This is a genomic window from Paenibacillus sp. 1781tsa1 (assembly GCF_024159265.1).
Classification (GTDB): Bacteria; Bacillota; Bacilli; order Paenibacillales; family Paenibacillaceae; genus Paenibacillus.
On sequence record NZ_JAMYWY010000001.1, the window covers coordinates 1,335,231 to 1,351,919 of the forward strand.

Annotated in this window: 18 protein-coding genes; 7 read left to right on the plus strand and 11 right to left on the minus strand. The window is 45.5% G+C overall.

What is annotated here, in order from left to right; all coding sequences use genetic code 11:
- Positions 1-125 precede the first annotated feature (125 nt).
- Positions 126-971, plus strand: coding sequence for a hypothetical protein (locus NKT06_RS05825; protein ID WP_253431217.1), 846 nt, complete (start codon positions 126-128; stop codon positions 969-971).
- A gap of 270 nt (positions 972-1,241) precedes the next feature.
- Positions 1,242-1,949, plus strand: coding sequence for a stalk domain-containing protein (locus NKT06_RS05830; RefSeq protein WP_253431220.1), 708 nt, complete (start codon positions 1,242-1,244; stop codon positions 1,947-1,949).
- A gap of 181 nt (positions 1,950-2,130) precedes the next feature.
- Here the strand turns inward: NKT06_RS05830 and NKT06_RS05835 are convergent, their stop codons facing one another.
- Positions 2,131-3,105 (minus strand): ring-cleaving dioxygenase, encoded by a 975-nt coding sequence (locus NKT06_RS05835; protein ID WP_253431223.1) that lies wholly within the window; start codon positions 3,103-3,105, stop codon positions 2,131-2,133.
- A 231-nt stretch (positions 3,106-3,336) separates the two neighbouring features.
- Between NKT06_RS05835 and NKT06_RS05840 the strand changes: the two genes are divergently transcribed.
- Positions 3,337-4,098, plus strand: a complete 762-nt coding sequence (locus tag NKT06_RS05840) for a YwaF family protein (RefSeq protein WP_253431226.1) — start codon at positions 3,337-3,339, stop codon at positions 4,096-4,098.
- Positions 4,099-4,236: 138 nt separating this feature from the next.
- Here NKT06_RS05840 and NKT06_RS05845 read toward each other — a convergent pair whose 3' ends face one another.
- The 3 genes from NKT06_RS05845 to NKT06_RS05855 all read right to left on the minus strand — a co-directional run bounded on the left by NKT06_RS05845 (position 4,237) and on the right by NKT06_RS05855 (position 6,586).
- Positions 4,237-5,094 carry an SDR family oxidoreductase gene (locus tag NKT06_RS05845; protein WP_367399849.1) on the minus strand — a complete coding sequence of 286 codons (858 nt, stop codon included), beginning with the start codon at positions 5,092-5,094 and terminating at the stop codon, positions 4,237-4,239.
- Between the two features lie 148 nt (positions 5,095-5,242).
- On the minus strand, positions 5,243-5,506 hold the full coding sequence (locus NKT06_RS05850) for a YqkE family protein (protein ID WP_253431232.1): 264 nt from the start codon (positions 5,504-5,506) through the stop codon (positions 5,243-5,245).
- 432 nt (positions 5,507-5,938) lie between these two features.
- The gene (locus tag NKT06_RS05855; RefSeq protein ID WP_253431235.1) at positions 5,939-6,586 is read right to left on the minus strand and encodes a peptidylprolyl isomerase; all 648 of its coding nucleotides are present in this window, start codon (positions 6,584-6,586) and stop codon (positions 5,939-5,941) included.
- Between the two features lie 166 nt (positions 6,587-6,752).
- Between NKT06_RS05855 and NKT06_RS05860 the strand changes: the two genes are divergently transcribed.
- The gene (locus NKT06_RS05860) at positions 6,753-8,057 is read left to right on the plus strand and encodes an MFS transporter (RefSeq protein ID WP_483311562.1); all 1,305 of its coding nucleotides are present in this window, start codon (positions 6,753-6,755) and stop codon (positions 8,055-8,057) included.
- Between the two features lie 103 nt (positions 8,058-8,160).
- Here the strand turns inward: NKT06_RS05860 and NKT06_RS05865 are convergent, their stop codons facing one another.
- From NKT06_RS05865 to NKT06_RS05875, 3 genes are all read right to left on the minus strand, one after another.
- On the minus strand, positions 8,161-8,352 hold the full coding sequence (locus NKT06_RS05865) for a hypothetical protein (protein ID WP_253431238.1): 192 nt from the start codon (positions 8,350-8,352) through the stop codon (positions 8,161-8,163).
- Between the two features lie 39 nt (positions 8,353-8,391).
- Entirely contained in the window at positions 8,392-8,763 is a 372-nt protein-coding gene (locus NKT06_RS05870) for a hypothetical protein (protein ID WP_145146336.1), read from the minus strand.
- Positions 8,764-8,884: 121 nt separating this feature from the next.
- Positions 8,885-9,046, minus strand: a complete 162-nt coding sequence (locus NKT06_RS05875; protein WP_017690239.1) for a hypothetical protein — start codon at positions 9,044-9,046, stop codon at positions 8,885-8,887.
- Positions 9,047-9,191: 145 nt separating this feature from the next.
- On the opposite strand from NKT06_RS05875, the gene NKT06_RS05880 reads away from it, so the two are divergent.
- Together NKT06_RS05880 and NKT06_RS05885 are read left to right on the plus strand one after the other, a co-directional pair.
- Positions 9,192-9,473 carry a hypothetical protein gene (locus NKT06_RS05880; protein WP_062832955.1) on the plus strand — a complete coding sequence of 94 codons (282 nt, stop codon included), beginning with the start codon at positions 9,192-9,194 and terminating at the stop codon, positions 9,471-9,473.
- 153 nt (positions 9,474-9,626) lie between these two features.
- Positions 9,627-11,525 carry a sensor histidine kinase gene (locus tag NKT06_RS05885; protein ID WP_253431241.1) on the plus strand — a complete coding sequence of 633 codons (1,899 nt, stop codon included), beginning with the start codon at positions 9,627-9,629 and terminating at the stop codon, positions 11,523-11,525.
- A 76-nt stretch (positions 11,526-11,601) separates the two neighbouring features.
- Here NKT06_RS05885 and NKT06_RS05890 read toward each other — a convergent pair whose 3' ends face one another.
- Positions 11,602-11,844, minus strand: a complete 243-nt coding sequence (locus tag NKT06_RS05890; protein ID WP_017690236.1) for an NHLP leader peptide family RiPP precursor — start codon at positions 11,842-11,844, stop codon at positions 11,602-11,604.
- Positions 11,845-11,898: 54 nt separating this feature from the next.
- Positions 11,899-12,846, minus strand: coding sequence for a hypothetical protein (locus NKT06_RS05895; protein ID WP_253431245.1), 948 nt, complete (start codon positions 12,844-12,846; stop codon positions 11,899-11,901).
- Between the two features lie 315 nt (positions 12,847-13,161).
- Between NKT06_RS05895 and NKT06_RS05900 the strand changes: the two genes are divergently transcribed.
- Complete coding sequence (locus NKT06_RS05900) at positions 13,162-13,899, plus strand: hypothetical protein (protein WP_253431248.1); 738 nt, start codon at positions 13,162-13,164, stop codon at positions 13,897-13,899.
- Positions 13,900-13,937: 38 nt separating this feature from the next.
- Here NKT06_RS05900 and NKT06_RS05905 read toward each other — a convergent pair whose 3' ends face one another.
- Positions 13,938-15,191, minus strand: coding sequence for an acyltransferase (locus NKT06_RS05905; protein ID WP_253431251.1), 1,254 nt, complete (start codon positions 15,189-15,191; stop codon positions 13,938-13,940).
- 177 nt (positions 15,192-15,368) lie between these two features.
- Complete coding sequence (locus tag NKT06_RS05910; protein ID WP_253431254.1) at positions 15,369-16,364, minus strand: LCP family protein; 996 nt, start codon at positions 16,362-16,364, stop codon at positions 15,369-15,371.
- Positions 16,365-16,689 lie beyond the last annotated feature (325 nt).

The window sequence follows — 16,689 nt, forward strand, 5'->3', positions numbered from 1 at the left end:
AACGTTCTTTCGTGAAAACGAAAATTTGTAAAGATTATTTTATGAAAGATTAACAAATTCGCAACTTGCGGGCGATAAATGAAGATATAATAGGATTATCACAACAGATAAAGGAGCCCAGTATATTGAAAACTTGGACAGGTATCCTGCTGATGATTATTTTGGCGGTAGCTACGATTAGTACAACTTCGGCTGCCAGAACCATGAATGAATCGCAAAAACAGCTTAATATAGATGATCAATCCAGCCAGACCGCAGCGGTCGAGGCTTCCAATATAGATAAATTGCATGACACAGCGAAGACAACACAGGAATCCATTCCCGTGAAAGAGGAATACGTTTCGTTAGCTCCAGAGAATGAGAACGTCAGATTATACCCTATGAAAGTTGAGGGTTCAGGATATATATATAACGGAATGATTTTGGAAGTGAACGGCAAGACAAGAGAATTTAGTGATTGGCAAGGAGAAGGCGGGTCTTACAAACCCGAAGTGCACGAGCTGGATCTGAATGGAGACGGCCAGAAAGAGATTGTTGTTCTGTACACGGAAGGTCATGGAACAGGTATTTATTTGGGACAAGCACGTATCATTAATCCGGTAACGCTGGAAGAGATGAAGATGCAATCTTTGGATGAGATTGCGAAACAGCATGTGAAGTCAAAAGTTACGGTTAGACCAGACCGTGTGGATGTTGATGTCGCCGTTGATGGCGTTCAAGCAGAACCTTTACGGATTGAAGAAGATACGAATGGCGGCGTATATAACAAAGAGTTGGAATTCGGTGGAGTAACCTATTACAGCGTGGAGAATGGCCAACTCGTCGTATCCGCAGCAGGATCTTACGGTGCGGCTTTATATGCCGGTGATTTAACATTCGCTTATGAGTATAAGAATGGCGAGTGGAAGGCTACGAATTTGAAATACAGCATGGAAGTGTATGAAGAAGAATATTATGAATCTTTTGATTGATGTCATCATGTTGATATCGTAGTGCAGCGGGAATTTGGAAGTTCTCGAATGTGAAATGTAGTGAGCGTCTGAACAGAATATCTCCTTATCTGCGTTTGCAGACAGTGGGAAACAGGGCGAGGCTGAAAAAAAATTGGGACATACAGCCTCGTTTTGTGCTGCCCGGAAATAGGAACAGGGTACTAAAAATGCAGTAAACAATTGACATTATCACTTTAGTGGTTTAAATGTATAAAGGACAAATCATTTTAACGTTCAGGAGGGATTTTGATGAAGAAGAAGGTTGTACTGGGTTTGATGGTAGGCACATTAACGCTTGGGATCGGGACGGGTGCACTCGCAGCAACAGGGTTGGAACAAATTAAAGCCTATCTAAACAGCAAGATTACGCTAAAAATGGATGGTGCCACGGTGACAGCCAAAGATGCCAATGGTAAAACGGTGTTGCCTATCACTTACAACGGAACGACTTATTTGCCTGTGCGTGCTGTGGGCTCATTACTTGGGACAGAGATCACATATGACAGTGCAACTTCATCCGTCCTGATTGGCGGAACGAATGGATCTGCGCCAGTAACGAACGGAAAAGTAACGCTGAGTGCACTTGGAACATCCGTACTGGGATCTACCGCTTGGCACACCAAAGATCCTAAGGATACCACATATAAGGGCAAGGATTACAAGGATGTTTATCTGCATAATGATCCTACGAAACAGGGGGATGATATCCAGATTAATACGGGTAAAAAGTATTCTTCTCTGCACTTGGAACTTGCCGCGCTAACAGGAAATCAGGAGATTCATATCTATGATCAGGATCTCGCGACACTCAAGAAGTTCAATATCACTCCAGAAAGCGGTATGATGAGTCTAGATGTGGATGTTAAAGGTACAGACGCTGTCTATGTCAAGATTGTATCTGAAGATCCGGGTTCATCACTGTTTGTACCGCTCACAACATCGTATCTGACGAAGTAAAACACAATCTGCAAGTTTGCCACCTTACAGAAGGGGAAAGGCAAGCATACACATAAAAAAACGATGATCCACTAGGCAATTCCTGAACCGTATCCGGTATTCAGAGTTGCCTGGTGAACATCGTTTTTATTTTCGTTTTGAATTGAAATCTTTTTGCAGAATTACACGCCAGTTCCGAATATTAGCGGATCATGGTATCCAGTGGTTTTAGGTTCGCTTCAATCTCAGCGCGTCGTCCTTCGAGGAAGGGAGGCAGCGCCAGTGATTCTCCCAGATGCTCCATTTCTTCATCTGTATCAAATCCCGGACCATCGGTTGCAAGCTCGAACAGAATACCGTTTGCTTCACGGAAATACAGGGAGCGGAAGTAGAAACGATCTACAAAACCGGAGTTAGGGAATCGGAAGTTATGAACCCGTTCCACCCATTGTTTCAATTCTTCTTCATTGTCCACACGGAACGCAACATGGTGTACGCTGCCACGTCCAGGACGTTCTTGGGCAAGGTCATTTCGTTCCTCAACATGCACCTCGGAGCCGCTGCCACCTTCGCCGGATTCAAAAACGAGTACATCCGGCTGACCTGGAGTAAAGGCAGGGTAACTTCCTTTGGCTCTGAAACCAAGCAGTTCGGTAAGAACCGGAGTGGTAAGGGAAGCATCTTTTACCGTAAGATGGATGGGGCCAAGGCCCACAATGCCATATTCAGCAGGCACAGGGCTCTGATCCCATGGTTTGCCACCAGCGACACCTGTATTATTTTCATCCGAGACCAGAATCAGACGTTGTCCTTCAAAGTCTGTGAACGAAAGCGTGGCACGACCACCCCGTTCAACAATCTCTCCATGTGGGACTTCGAATTCGTCAAAACGCTGCTGCCAGTAAGTAAGTGCCGCATCATTTGGAACGCGCAGTGACGTTCCGGATATGCTGTTCACGCCTTCACGAGTCTGTCCGGCCATCGGAATCTCGAAGAAGGTAAGTTCGGTACCCGGATTGCCTTTCTCATCACCATAGAAGAGATGGTAGACGGACACGTCGTCCTGGTTGACTGTTTTTTTGATGAGGCGCAGACCCATGATATTGGTGTAGAAACGATAGTTCTGATCGGCATGTGCGGTTAGAGCTGATACGTGGTGAAGTCCTTTGATTTGCATAATAATTCCTCCTAATTAGGTTTTGAGAACTGTATATTTCATTTCTTTTAAGAAAGTTACTAACTTTTCGTTTGTTTTGATTCTGAATTTATCTTAACATAAAGATATTTAAATTACAATGCTTATTTAGAATTCCAACTGGACAGCTCTTTCATTCAATGGCAAAATGAAAAAGTTAACATTAAAGAGAGATAATGTAGGTCAGATATTCGCAAAGGAGAGAAGAGATGCATGGCGTATCCACCATGGCTGGACCCTTATGATGCAGAGCCGTTTATCCTGTTCTCCACTTCACATATCATTTCGATTAGCGTAATTACAGCATTGATCGTCCTGATGTTTCTGCTTCGCCGCCGTCTTCGATCTTGGTCAGAAAGGGCCCGCCGCAAATTGCGGATTGTTCTGGCCTGTATCATGTTCACTTGTGAAATCGTGCTTCAACTCTGGTATGTGTACGGAGACATATGGAGCCTACAGACATCACTACCACTCGAACTATGCAGTCTGTCTTTGTTATTATCGGCATTGTTACTACTGACATGCAGTCGACTGCTGCATTCTGCACTGCTGTTTGCAGGCATAGCTGGAGCCCTTATGGCGATCCTGACTCCTAATCTGGGTTATGGTTATGCACATTTTCGATTCATTCAATTTTTCGTCGCTCATGCCTGTATCATTTTGGCTTTACTCTACATGACCTGGGTGGAACAGCTACGACCTAGCTGGAGATCTGTAGCAGGTTCAATGATATTTGTGAATGTGGCAGCACTAGTTGTATACATTGTAGATGTCTTGCTCGACGCAAATTACATGTTTTTGAGACACAAGCCGAGTACACCCTCGGTGCTTGATATGTTAGGTCCGTATCCCATGTACATCCTTGGGGAAGAGATCCTGGCGCTAGTCCTGTTCTCGCTGATGTACATTTTGCTCTTTGCCATTCCAGACCGGTTGAACCATCGTGTGAAAAAGGGTAAAAGCTCCGCGGTATAGTGATAATCTTTGCAGTTGCATCTGCACCGGATTATAAACTTCTTATAGATAAAATATCCCGCAGTAATCTGATCGGGTCAGATCGCTTGCGGGATGTTTGGGCGTTGTCCCTGAATGGGACCAACTTATATTTATATTTTATCCACGGAGCAAAGATTCCGCACCATCCACGTAGATTCGTGTACCAGTAACATGAGAGGCTTCATCGGAAGCGAGGAACAGAACGAGGTTAGCCACTTGCTTCGACGTTCCAGGTTCGCCCTTGAGCGGATGTTCATGACCCTCAGGGAATTCAACAGGAATCTGTACATCTTTCAGATCATCCGACGGGTAGGTGTTATCATCAATGTTGGTATCAATGGCTCCTGGGCAGACGGCGTTTACACGGATCTTATAACGAGCTAGCTCCAGTGCAGCCATCTTCGTAAACGCAGTCTGTCCCGCTTTGCTGGAAGCGTATGCAGAGAATCCGATTCCTGAGAAGACCCGGTTACCGTTGATGGAACTGGTGATTATGATGCTGCCACCATGTTCTTTCAGATGGGGAATGGCATATTTGACGGTTGCGAAGGTTCCGCGCATATTGATCTCCATCGTCTGGTCCCAGTCCTCGATCTCCATCGTTTCAATCGGAGCCATCGTTCCATTGATGCCGGCATTGGCAAATATGATATCCAGTTTGCCCGCTTCAGCCGCAGCCTGATTGATCGCCTTCTGCACATGGTCCGGTTTGGAGATATCACATTCGATCACATACGCTTCTCCGCCAGCCTTTTCAATCGTCTGCTTTGTTTCCTCCGCATTTTCGGGTGTACGATCCAGCATATATACTTTGGCTCCATGCTCGGCGAAACGAATAGCGGTAGCCTGACCAATACCCGATCCACCTCCAGTTACAATCGCAACTTTGCCTTCCAAACGTTGTTCAGTCATCTCTGATCCCTCCGTATGGGTTAGATTATCGTTGTACGCTCTACTTCTACATACCCGGCTCAAGACTGATGAATCATATGTGTCTATATCAAAAAGAACAGGACCGCAACGCGGCCCTGTTCTGTGAGCAGATCGGCTTCATGATCTGTCTGCTTGCAATATTTATTTTGGCATGTGGAAGGTAGGAGACACCCTCAGGACATGCCCTGGCTTACTTATGTTTCTTCCAGTCCATAGGGCTGTTATTGAGCAGATATTCGAAGTCGTTATCCCGGCGCTTCTGCTCCGCTTGGCGAGCTTCTTCTGCCTGCTGACGTTCCTGCTCTTTAAGAGCCGCTTCGGCAGCCTTGGCTTCATCCGCCTGAGCTTTCAGCTTCTCCAACACATCACTGCTCAGCAGATCCTTCAGTGTTGTGGGTTTATCCTGTGCTACTGCTGCTTTGGGAGCAGGAGTGCGTTTTTTGGATTTTGCCATAGGAAAATCTCCTTTCCAAACATGAATCAGGTTCCATTTATCGTACAGTAGTCATAGTATATCAGGTTCCTGTAAAGCATTCCATGAATCTGCGGAACAAAAGCAGGAAAACGAGGGTTGCGTGACGAATGAAAACGGGTATAAAATCATATACTATTACCGATACTGCGACTATTCCCTGGAGAAAGGAGTCGTTGTTCGTGGAAGTAAACCGTGGTTTACTGAAAGGGCTTGCATGGGGTGTTGCCTTTAGCTGCCCGTTATGGATTGCGATTATCGGCTGGTTACGTTTGATGGGATGGATGTATTGAGGATGATGCCGGGAGAGGTCATTTTTTATAAAGTCATATATGTAACCGCTATCATTGAAATCAATAAATAAAGCTCTGCCTTGCGTTTTCGCACAGGACAGAGCTTTTTGTTTAGAGTTCATTAAGGCATTTTTACCGGTTCTGGATATTCAAGACCGTGTGTGTCCACTGTAACCTTTTTCATGACTTGATCCGTAACGGGTTTATCAGCTTCACCTATCTTCTGAGCTGCAATACCATCAACAACGTCCATACCTTCGGTCACTTTACCAAAAGTAGCATATGCATTATCCAGGTAATCCGCATCCGCTAACATGATGAAGAATTGGGAGCCTGCTGAATCCAAATCATTTGTACGCGCCATGGAGATAACCCCACGCGTATGATTCAGGTGGTTTTTGTGACCATTGGATGTAAATTCCCCTTTGATCGTATAACCTGGGCCGCCAGAACCGTTCCCATTTGGATCACCACCCTGAATCATGAAGCCTGGAATGACCCGATGAAAGATCAGGCCGTCATAGAACCCTTTATTCGCAAGGGAGATGAAGTTATTTACCGTATTGGGTGCGATTTCGGGATATAGCTCAATGACGATCTTCTGTCCATCAGCCATTTCAATGGTAGCTACCGGATTGGGACCCGTTGGTTCAACTGGAGCTGGTGTTTCTGTAGCGCCACTTGAAGGGCGTCCGCAACCACTAATGACGATAAGCAACATCGCTAGAACGAGCGATACTGCGGTTGTTTTTTTCCACCGTAAAGACATGAAAACGTTCCTCCTTGCATCTCTGCATGATATATTTTCTCCAAATCATATTTGGATATTTACCCAACTATCATACCGTTTTTGTGGACAGGATGGCAATGTAATACGTGTGGTTGTGGTGAACAAGGGATGGCCTTCAAGGAATGATGGGTGTAAAATAAGGAAAATGCTTCCGCATCGGGGACGTACGGGTCTGTTCCGTCCGCTCCAATACACGGCAGTCCCGACGTCAGTAACGGAAAGGGCGTGCGGGTATATGAACTTCTCATGGAAGCGAAATCTGGTCATATTGTGGATTGGTGTATTTTTTTGCAGCACGGCGTATTCCATCTCGATTCCATTTCTGCCCCTGTTTCTAAGTGCTGACTTGGGGGTTCGTGATCACCTGGAATTATGGTCAGGACTGGCATTCGGCATTACATTTCTCGCGAGTGCACTCGTGTCTCCGTTCTGGGGATCGCTGGCTGATAAATACGGGCGTAAACCTATGCTCATCCGATCAGGATATAGCCTTGCCGTCTTGTATCTAATCAATTATTTCGTGCAGGACCCATATTCGCTGATTGTTGTTCGATTATTTCAGGGTCTGCTTGCAGGGTTTGTTCCAGCAGCAATTGCTCTGGTAGGCACGAATACACCTGAGGAGAAGACCGGTTATGCACTGGGTATTATGTCTACTGCTGGAGCCACTGGTGGTATTATTGGACCGTTGATTGGTGGCGTGGTGAGTCACTATTATGGCAACCGGAATGCATTTTTGTTTTCGGCAATTGTTGTATTAGTCTCAGCAATCATCGCAACCTTCTGGGTAAAAGAAGAGAACTTCAACCGGAATAAAGCTCGTTCCCATGTCATGGATGACATTCGTGAAGCGAGAGCGAATCGTTTGTTTATGACGGTGCTTGGCATGATGGGCATATGTACGTTCTCCGTTATGATTCTGGAGCCGCTTTTGACGGTCTATGTGATGGAAATGGGCGTTCAGCCTGATCGTGCCTCACTCAGCTCGGGTATTATTTTCTCGGCGGTGGGGGTAGCAACAGTTATCATGGCACCGCGTTGGGGCAAGATTGGTTCAAGGATCGGATACGGTAAAGTGCTGATCATTGGACTGGTTGGTGGGGCTGTAGGCAATCTTCTGCAGTTCTTTACAACAGGTTATATCGCATTTGGCATTTTGCGATTTGTGTATGGTTTATTCTTTGCGGCTGTATTTCCGGCAATTAACGCCATGATTGTGCAGGCTACCGCATCAAGTTTCAGGGGAAGGGCCTTTAGTCTGAACCAGTCCGCTGCCCAGATCGGGACGATGGCCGGACCGATTATTGGCGGCGTTCTCGGTGGCTGGCTGCCGATACGCTGGATTTTTATCATTAATGGACTTGCACTGATTATCACTGCGATTGTCGCGAAGTGGTCGGGATTGGATCACAAACTGCCTGGAGCAGGTAAGGTCTCCGCAAAGCGGTGATACTGAATTGCAAAGAGAAAGTGAACTTTACAGATAACGAAAAAGATGACGCTGTGAAATTACAGACGTCATCTTTTTTAACTCTACTACGGATATATATAAGTTAGTCATTCGAAGAGGGCTTACGAGTAGCCTTCTCTTTAGGAATGGCATGTTCCACCGCATCACGTTGATCCTCATCCTCGAGCGCTTCGGGGAAGGAGTCCTCAGTGAAGAGTCCGAAGTCCGGGTCAATATCCCTTTCGGTTACAAGATTATCCGGTTCATGCACATGCTTGTCACGATATTCCTTCATCGGGTATGCACCTCCTCATTCAGGATGTCATAACAGCAATTAACGTCGTGGTGGAATGTCGTTCTCTGGTTTGGCATCCGCACCAGCACCATTGAGCAGATCGGTACCATGCAGTGCATCCGGATCGGGGGCAGCTGGATCAACTGGACTGTTTGGTTGCAAAAGGTCTGCATCGGGTACAGATTCCAGCGGTGTCTCAGCCAAACGTGAATCCAATTCCGGCTCGTCCACGGCGGTTGCGGCTACGGGTGCCAGATCCGAATCTTCCGTTACAATCCGTCTGCCGGAAACTTCATCAAAGGTATCCATATCGCCTTCCGGGACTTCCGTCTCTGGCGGAATATCGCGGGACCTCTGATAACGGTCATAATAGCGGTCGCTCTCTTCGTTACTAATTGGTTTGTCAGACATGAGTAACACTTCCTTTCATTGTCGGTTGTTCAAAGCTTCTTACCCCGTAGTTACCCAAAGCGCTAGTGTTATAATCTTGCACAGCTTATTATCCCCGGGTGTTTGCTACGATATGAATGCCTTAGAATTTGGGGAATACATATTTAACCAAGAAGTATAAGAATCCGAAAAAGATAATGATATAAGCGGCGTATTTAATAAATGTGGAAGCGACCATACTTGAATCCGATTTATGCTGAACATCCTTATGTTCCACCTCAACTGTACGATGTGGCTCATTCATTGCAATCATCTCCTTAGCGTGTTTGTTTGCTTTGAGAAACCATTACACCTAGAGCAAAGGATTGAATCGCAGCCGCCGTTTTTACAGCTTTTCCTGTTTTGCCTATGTTATGATGAAGCTTGAATATGTAAGGGAGGGATCTCAAGTGGACTGGTTCACACTGGGCAATATGATTACACGTATCCGTATCGGGCAAAAGGCGTCCACACCCGGTTTCTCCCGTACCGTCATCCGTCGTCCAGACGGTTTATTTTGGGTAGGCGGAATATGGTCCGGACAAGTTGTCCAGTTGCGGGATTTCCTTTTTTCCGATATATGGACCATCTATGATGATGAGGAAACAGAGCAGTGGCTTGAATTCCGCAGTCAAGTTGAACAGAAAGAACGGGAAATGATAGAGAACCAGTTCGAAGACTTGCGTGATTAACCGGATATATTTAACAATAAAATGGAAATAAGACTATAAATCGACTTAAATGTGAAATTTCATTTTATCTCAAGAAGGTGACGTGACAAATGGTGGCGAATGATAAATGAGAGAATCTAAGATAGGGAAAATTAGAACTTTGAGGTGCTGTGAATGAAAAATGTGCCCAAAGCTATCGTCATCTTATGGATGAGTGTATTGATTATTCTAGGTATGCCACATGGGATAGTCTTTGCAACTTCAGGAGCGATTCAGCAACCTGTATCCATAACAGGATGGGAAGTAAAATGGGGGAACGTTGACGATCAAGGGTTCATAAGTGAAGTTAAGGGAGCAGACGAGATATGGGAAAAGCAGGGCATCGATAAGTTAGAGTATAGCAATACGGATCGATCGAGTTCCTTATGGACTCGCCTGACCATCCCTAAATTGAGTGAGGAAAGTTCAGCCATTCGATTTGAGAACATTAAAGGCAATCATATTGTTATCTATCTGGAGGACCACAAGGTCTACGAGAATTACCATTACAATTATGATAATAATGCTGTGTTGCTGCCCTTATCCAGCGAAAATGCGGGTGACACGCTCTATGTATGGTCTCAAAATGAGAAAGGTCGTCTGGGCATACAAGGTACTGTTCAGGTTGGACCTTATGCTGCGTTACAGGAGAAATATATTCATAACGGGCTTATTGATGTGATTTTGGGCGCGACCTTTGTCTTCACAGCGATTACGATGCTGAGTTGTACGTTCTTCCTTGGCAAATTCCATAAGGGATTATGGATCTCACTATGCATAGTGATGGGTTCCATCGGCACAATGATCATCACGTACTCGCAATTTTTGTATACATTCTATCAGGTATATGGTGACCTGTATTCCGTAGTCTTTGATCTGGCGATGCTGCTGGGTATGCCAGCGCTATGTTATTTTTTTGAACAGATTATCGGGCCAGGACTGCATGGTATCTTCACCAAACTGCGAAAAATACAATTCATATATTCAGTTATCGCTGTCTTCTCTCTATTTATCTATGTTACTTCAGGTGGGCAATGGGAGTTCCTCTACAATCTGCTCGTACAGCGTGTGGTTGGCATGGTGCTGGTCATCCTGCTGACCATCCTGTTGGTGGGTACCATCGCCAAAGCACTGCAACGAAATCGGGAAGCTCTGCTGCTTGCAACAGGATTCGGTACATTTGCCTTGATCAGTGTGGCTGAACTGTTGTGGTATTATCAGCGGAGTGGGACGTATCATCTGTTATGGTGGAAATGGTCCATGGTTGCATTTGTGATCTCGCTGATTGCCATTCTCGGCAGTCGTTTTGCCGAGAAACACACCAAAGTTCTGGAGTATTCCAAGGAACTGGAGTTGTTCAACAATGAGTTGCAGCGTTCCGAGAAGATGGAGATTATAAGCGAATTGGCTGCTTCCGTTGCCCATGAAGTACGTAATCCGCTTCAGGTGACAAGAGGGTTCCTGCAACTTATGACAGAACAGGAAGACAACAAGAATAAGGGGTATGTGCGTATTGCACTGGAGGAACTCGATCGGGCTTCGGGCATCATCACGGACTTTCTTACCTTTGCCAAACCTGAGTTTGACCATATTATCTCGCTCAATATCTCGGATGAGTTCAATCATATTGAAGGTATTCTTGTACCGATGGCTAATCTGGAAGGTGGAAAAATCACCACTGACATTCCGCCAGATTTATATATTCGGGGCAATTCCTCGAAGTTTAAGCAGGCTTTTATCAACATTATCAAGAACAGTATTGAAGCTCTGCAGGGACAAGGCCAGATTGATATCTGGGCGTACAAGCAGGATGGAATGATTAAGGTGCATGTCAGGGATAACGGAGAAGGAATGGACGAGGAAGCACTTTCCCGGTTGGGCGAGCCTTATTTCTCCAATAAAATCAAAGGCACAGGTCTGGGCATGATGGTGACATTCCGTATTGTTGAAGCGATGCAAGGGCAGATCAGCTTTACAAGCACAAAAGGAGTAGGAACAGAAGCGGTTGTATCTTTTGCTGAGTTCGTCGAATGACGAACTCCCAGAAGGATACAGCGGCTTTTTTTGTTCCTACCCTAATTTCTTACATTACCAACTTAACTCACCCGATTTAACTTCTCCAAGGTCCGCAATTCACATCATAATTTACTTTGGAAGGATTGGGAGGTATGACAAGAACATAGTCATTTTGCTGCTCCTCAACGGTACGTACCTGAATGTGCTCCGGGATTATGATACCGAAAGCTTCACGAAGCGCCTGCTTCGGATTGGAGTGCAATTGTTGTCTGAAGTGCTCGTCAGTCCAAGCCTTTTCAATAATATCCTCATGCAACGTTTTCTCTGATACCATCATCGTCAACATTCCCTTCGTATTTGAAATTAAACTGAATCAGCTTAGTCCTTATGCTCAGAATTCCAACTGTTGTTCGCTGATCCAGTGATGAAACCCGCCTTGGAGGAGCCGTTTCTTCCGTTGTGTAATGTCCTGAACGGCTTGTACTAAAGTACTGCATAAATAAGAATCAAACGCCTCGAGATGCGATATTCCTAAGTTAGACGATGTTAATGTACGATTATAGTGATAAGCAATGTCTACGTAAGAGTTCATGAGTTGTGTATTGTATACATTGTCATGTACACGTTCGCTAAGAGGATGAGCGGGATAGTTGTGATTCAGTGCTGCGGATATGTGGGAGAGGTAGCTGTTGTAATTTCCATGCACAGCATCTTGTTGCGTGTCTGTGAAGTCATCGGTCATCTGGAGTGTCATGAGTGTAATGTTGATGGCAGAACAGATCGGGATTATCCGCTCGGACTGATTCTGCAGAAGCAGTGCACCCGTAGCTCCAATGAGCAGAGGAGCAGCCTTTTGAGCAATCAATAAGGGATTCTGTTGAAAATAATCAATGGAGTGCTCACCCGTAACACTCACGGCCCAATCCACTACATATTGTCTGAAATAGATCCAGAACGTGGAGGAAAGATCGAATAATTCCGAGTAAGATTGAAGTGCATCCATGTAATATAAATTACCCAGGGATAACTTCAATGTGGCATTCTCGGGTTGTTCATCCATCACGTCGTCCTGATTCAGAAAATATAACATGTGAACGAGACAGGCTGTACTTAATTGGTGTGCTTTCTCTGGGGGGAGTTTATCTGAGTACTGCATCCATAGTGGAATGATATACCCGATATAACTGTGCCCCGAATCTCGTAACAGGGGATTAACCGAATGAAGTTGCTCTAATGCATGTCCTGACAAGGGTTCGGGATATTTCCGTACGAGCTGTTCCGCTGAAGCAAACACCACCTCCAGATCGGAGCTAAACGGATCTAACCAATCTCTCCGCATTATTACATATCGTCCTTCCTGCGATAAGGTGACTAAGGACTGTTCAACTATATTAGTTGAAATAATCATTTACACGATAACAGCGATTGGAAGGTTGTTCTGTCAGCGTAGTGTCAGTGTAAATAATATTTAGTTCAACTGATATAGATCATGAAGTTACATTCAGTATAGCGGAAATAAACTGAAAAAAATAGGGTTTTTTGTGATCAATTGTGAGAAAAATGATGACTTTTTGTATTTTATGGCATAAAAAAGTGGATTTTAGGCTCAAACTAGGAAGGCACAGGATTTCGACATCGGAAAGGCGGCAGAAAAATGAATTTGAAATGGAAAACATGGATGGCAGCCGGATTGGCAGCCGTAGTCATAACAGCAGCAACAGGACATGTAGCATTCGCTGATTCAACGGTTCGGGCTGAGGGACATGGCGATGCGTCAAAAGCTTCTTCCTCCGGCAAACCAGCAAAGCCATGCATGCAGGCAGGACATGGTCTGTTCATGATTGGTGAAACGGCAGACTTGCTTGGCATTGGACTTCGGGATCTGAAAGAACAGATGGAACTTGGCAAGACGTTGTCCCAGATTGCGAAAGAGCGTAAGGGACTTAGTGAGGAGCAGTTATTGCAGAAGTTGAAGCCTACACTGGCACAGCGCCTGGATCAAGCTGTAGAAGAAGGTTGTCTCACCAAGGAACAAGCTGCAGCCACGAAGGCGGACATGGATACCAAGTTAAAAAAGGTCATCAATACCCCGTTGCGTGATTTGCGGCGTGAATTTGCCCACCACGGCAAACGTCCAATGGTAGATAAGGGCGAAATTGCCCGGTTTATTGGAGTCACCCCTGCTCAACTGCACGAGCAGCTTCAGGGAGGGAAATCTTTGGCTGAGATTGCTCAGGCAAAAGGCATTAGCGAAACACAGCTGGTGGACAAGCTGAAGGAACAATTAACGGGTGATCTGAAGAGGTTTGTGAATCAGAAGGGCAACGTGCATCCAGCCCCAGGTCCCCAGGAACCTGTTCCTGGACGATCAACTTCGAGCGAAGTAAAATAAAAGAAGCGCGTCTCCGTGAGGGGACGCGCTTCTTTGTTTTAAAACGGCTTACTCGTTCCCGGACTGCGAGTTGCGCCGGGTGACGGAGTTCGCTCAGGTGTAATTCTTTTGTCCACAGCAGCTGTTGGATTGGGGGTTGAACGTGGTTTGCGCATTAACCCTACGGTGAAACGTGAGCCAGGAAGTTTGGAAAGTGCCCAGCTGATTGCAAGAGCAAGACCAACCGTTACAAGGAACGATAGCAACGTTACAGGCAGATGCCATCCACTGAGTTGAAGCGGTCTGGTTACATAAGCGATCGCGTAGATCACCAGTGCATGAACCAGATATCCACCAAACGAATAGCGTCCAATCCAGGCTAGCAATCGCTGAAACCGTGTATCTTTGCCCCGCATCAGTACAAGGAAACCATACATCATAAACATCTGAGCCATAATGATCAGAAATGTGGTTGGTTTCAGATAGGTGGAGATATTCAGATTAACAACATCCCCGGACCCACGCAGTACATCGTAACCAAGCCATATATACATCCCTATAAACAGACATATCGTCCATGGCAGTACCTTCGTAGTCCAACTCCTCCAGCTATCCACTGACCAGGCACATACGGCACCCAGTAAAAAGTAGAACCAGTACATCACCCATGAATAGGAGCGATATTGCAACAACGTTGACCATGGCTCAGACATCGATTCTGTCCAGCCCCCCATATTATAATAGGACCATTTCATAAGCAGGGCGTAGAATGCAGCTGCAAAGAGAACGAGTGCCACAATAACTTGCATGGGCGTGAAACGTATGACGTTTTGGATACGCCTCTGAATGGCTTTTGCTCCTGTCCAAAACAGGGGAAACAGAATATAGAACTGAAACACCATAATGACAAACCAGAGGTGATATCCCGTCTGTGGTACAAACAGTTCACGAACAAGACTGCGCATATCCGGTATACCACTGGCCCAGAACGCGGGGGTGAAAATTCGGACAGCAAGCCAATAGATGAGTGTCCATACCACAAACGGCATATAGATATCGCCAAATCGCTTTCGAATGAAGCGAGGGTATTCCGGTTTGGTGTTACGGTGATGGTAAAACAGCATGACACCCGATAGAAATACAAATGTTGGCGTACCAAATCGGGTCAGATGATAAATCATAGTCAGCATAATGGAATCCGGTTGCTCAATATCGGCGCGATAGATATACTCAGCGATATTATGCTGCATGACGATCGCCAGAAAGGCAATGCCCCGCAGCTCGGTCCATTCCGCTATTCGCGGTTTTTTCACATATAACCCTCCCTCCAGGAACCGGAGTTCATCATATAAGGGTACCTGTTAAACATTAAGGCTGCATTAAATGGAGAAAATAGGTACAAAAAAAGACGGCTGAAACCGTCTTTTCTGTGGGCATAAAACTGAAATATACGTTGTTTAATAATCGCTTTATTTTCAACTCTGTTATTCTCAGTTCTGTTCATCTGATGATGGAGACTCCGAGGGCGCAGCATCTTCTTCAAACAGTTTCTGAATATAGGACTGGAGTTTGCTTACATCGACACCTAGCACCTGAGCAGAACCCACGAGCTCATTGGTAAGCAGTTTGTTCGGTGGAATCTGCTGCTGGTCTATTTCGTTCGCATGGATATCGAAGCCAAGTGATGCGAGTTTCAGCATCTGGGTTGGACTAAGATCCGTCTCTATATAGGGTGCGATAGCTTCCAGGATTTCCGGGATTTTGAAGAGCGACGTGGTGCTCTGCATCTTCTTGGCCAGTTCGGTCATGAAGATTCGCTGCCGTTCGGTACGGGTGAAATCCGAGGTGGCATCATGACGGAACCGAACATATTGAAGGGCTGTCTTGCCATCCATATGCTGCAACCCCTTTTTTAAATCGATGTCGTACATATGTTTATCCGCTTTACTGGTGTAATACATGTCTTTCTCCACATCGATCTCAATACCGCCTACCGCATCTACGAGTGCCATGAAGCCTGTAAAGTCCGTGTAGACATAGTGCTGAATGGGAATACCGAGCAGATCACTGACAGTTTGTTTGGTCAGCTCCGCACCTCCGTAGGAGAAGGCTGCATTAAGCCTGCTTTTGCCATGCCCGGGGATTGCGACATAGGTATCTCGAAGTACGGAGAATAGATGTGCTTTCTTGCTTACCGGATCAATGGAAGCGACCATAACCGAGTCTGAACGCCCTGCATCATCTCCTCTGGAGTCCCCGCCAAGCAGCAGAATGTTTACCCGTTCCTGGCCCTCCCACCTGGGAATTGTTGTAGTCGGTTTGTCTGAATCGCTGTCTGTGCCGGAAGAGGACGAGTTGGATGAAGTCCCGGAAGCGGTTGAGATGCTATTGGCAAAATGAACAATCGAGTATCCGTAATATACAACGACCCCTGTGACAGCAAGCATCAGGGTCAGGGCTGTACCCCATAACCATTTTTTAAGCATAATCTTCACCTTTCTATGATTGAACTGATATGTAACCCAAACTAGTTTAACAAAAAGAAAGCAAAATGTCCTCTTTGATGTCGTAACTTCGGTCAATGTAACGATTGATTGACAAATAGTTAGCGTTTGTTAATTATTTGAAAAATCTTGTTCCCGTACTGAATTCCGTTTTTGGACTGTTTATGATTACGTCATCCGAATATGCGGTTTGGGTCATGATCGCACTGCCCGTTATCGTGTTGATGCACATGTTCCAGGAGATATTGTGGGTGGATTTCTTCTGGGTAGACTTAACGTAAGATGTAGCAAAATCGTAATCGTTTTG

Coding starts and splice junctions, on each gene's coding strand:
- NKT06_RS05830 (WP_253431220.1), top strand. CDS start 1,242: ATGAAGAAGAAGGTTGTACTGGGTTTGATGGTAGGCACATTAACGCTT.
- NKT06_RS05835 (WP_253431223.1), bottom strand. CDS start 3,105: ATGCAAATCAAAGGACTTCACCACGTATCAGCTCTAACCGCACATGCC.
- NKT06_RS05840 (WP_253431226.1), top strand. CDS start 3,337: ATGGCGTATCCACCATGGCTGGACCCTTATGATGCAGAGCCGTTTATC.
- NKT06_RS05850 (WP_253431232.1), bottom strand. CDS start 5,506: ATGGCAAAATCCAAAAAACGCACTCCTGCTCCCAAAGCAGCAGTAGCA.
- NKT06_RS05855 (WP_253431235.1), bottom strand. CDS start 6,586: ATGTCTTTACGGTGGAAAAAAACAACCGCAGTATCGCTCGTTCTAGCG.
- NKT06_RS05860 (WP_483311562.1), top strand. CDS start 6,753: ATGCTTCCGCATCGGGGACGTACGGGTCTGTTCCGTCCGCTCCAATAC.
- NKT06_RS05865 (WP_253431238.1), bottom strand. CDS start 8,352: ATGAAGGAATATCGTGACAAGCATGTGCATGAACCGGATAATCTTGTA.
- NKT06_RS05870 (WP_145146336.1), bottom strand. CDS start 8,763: ATGTCTGACAAACCAATTAGTAACGAAGAGAGCGACCGCTATTATGAC.
- NKT06_RS05875 (WP_017690239.1), bottom strand. CDS start 9,046: ATGAATGAGCCACATCGTACAGTTGAGGTGGAACATAAGGATGTTCAG.
- NKT06_RS05885 (WP_253431241.1), top strand. CDS start 9,627: ATGAAAAATGTGCCCAAAGCTATCGTCATCTTATGGATGAGTGTATTG.
- NKT06_RS05890 (WP_017690236.1), bottom strand. CDS start 11,844: ATGATGGTATCAGAGAAAACGTTGCATGAGGATATTATTGAAAAGGCT.
- NKT06_RS05895 (WP_253431245.1), bottom strand. CDS start 12,846: ATGCGGAGAGATTGGTTAGATCCGTTTAGCTCCGATCTGGAGGTGGTG.
- NKT06_RS05900 (WP_253431248.1), top strand. CDS start 13,162: ATGAATTTGAAATGGAAAACATGGATGGCAGCCGGATTGGCAGCCGTA.
- NKT06_RS05910 (WP_253431254.1), bottom strand. CDS start 16,364: ATGCTTAAAAAATGGTTATGGGGTACAGCCCTGACCCTGATGCTTGCT.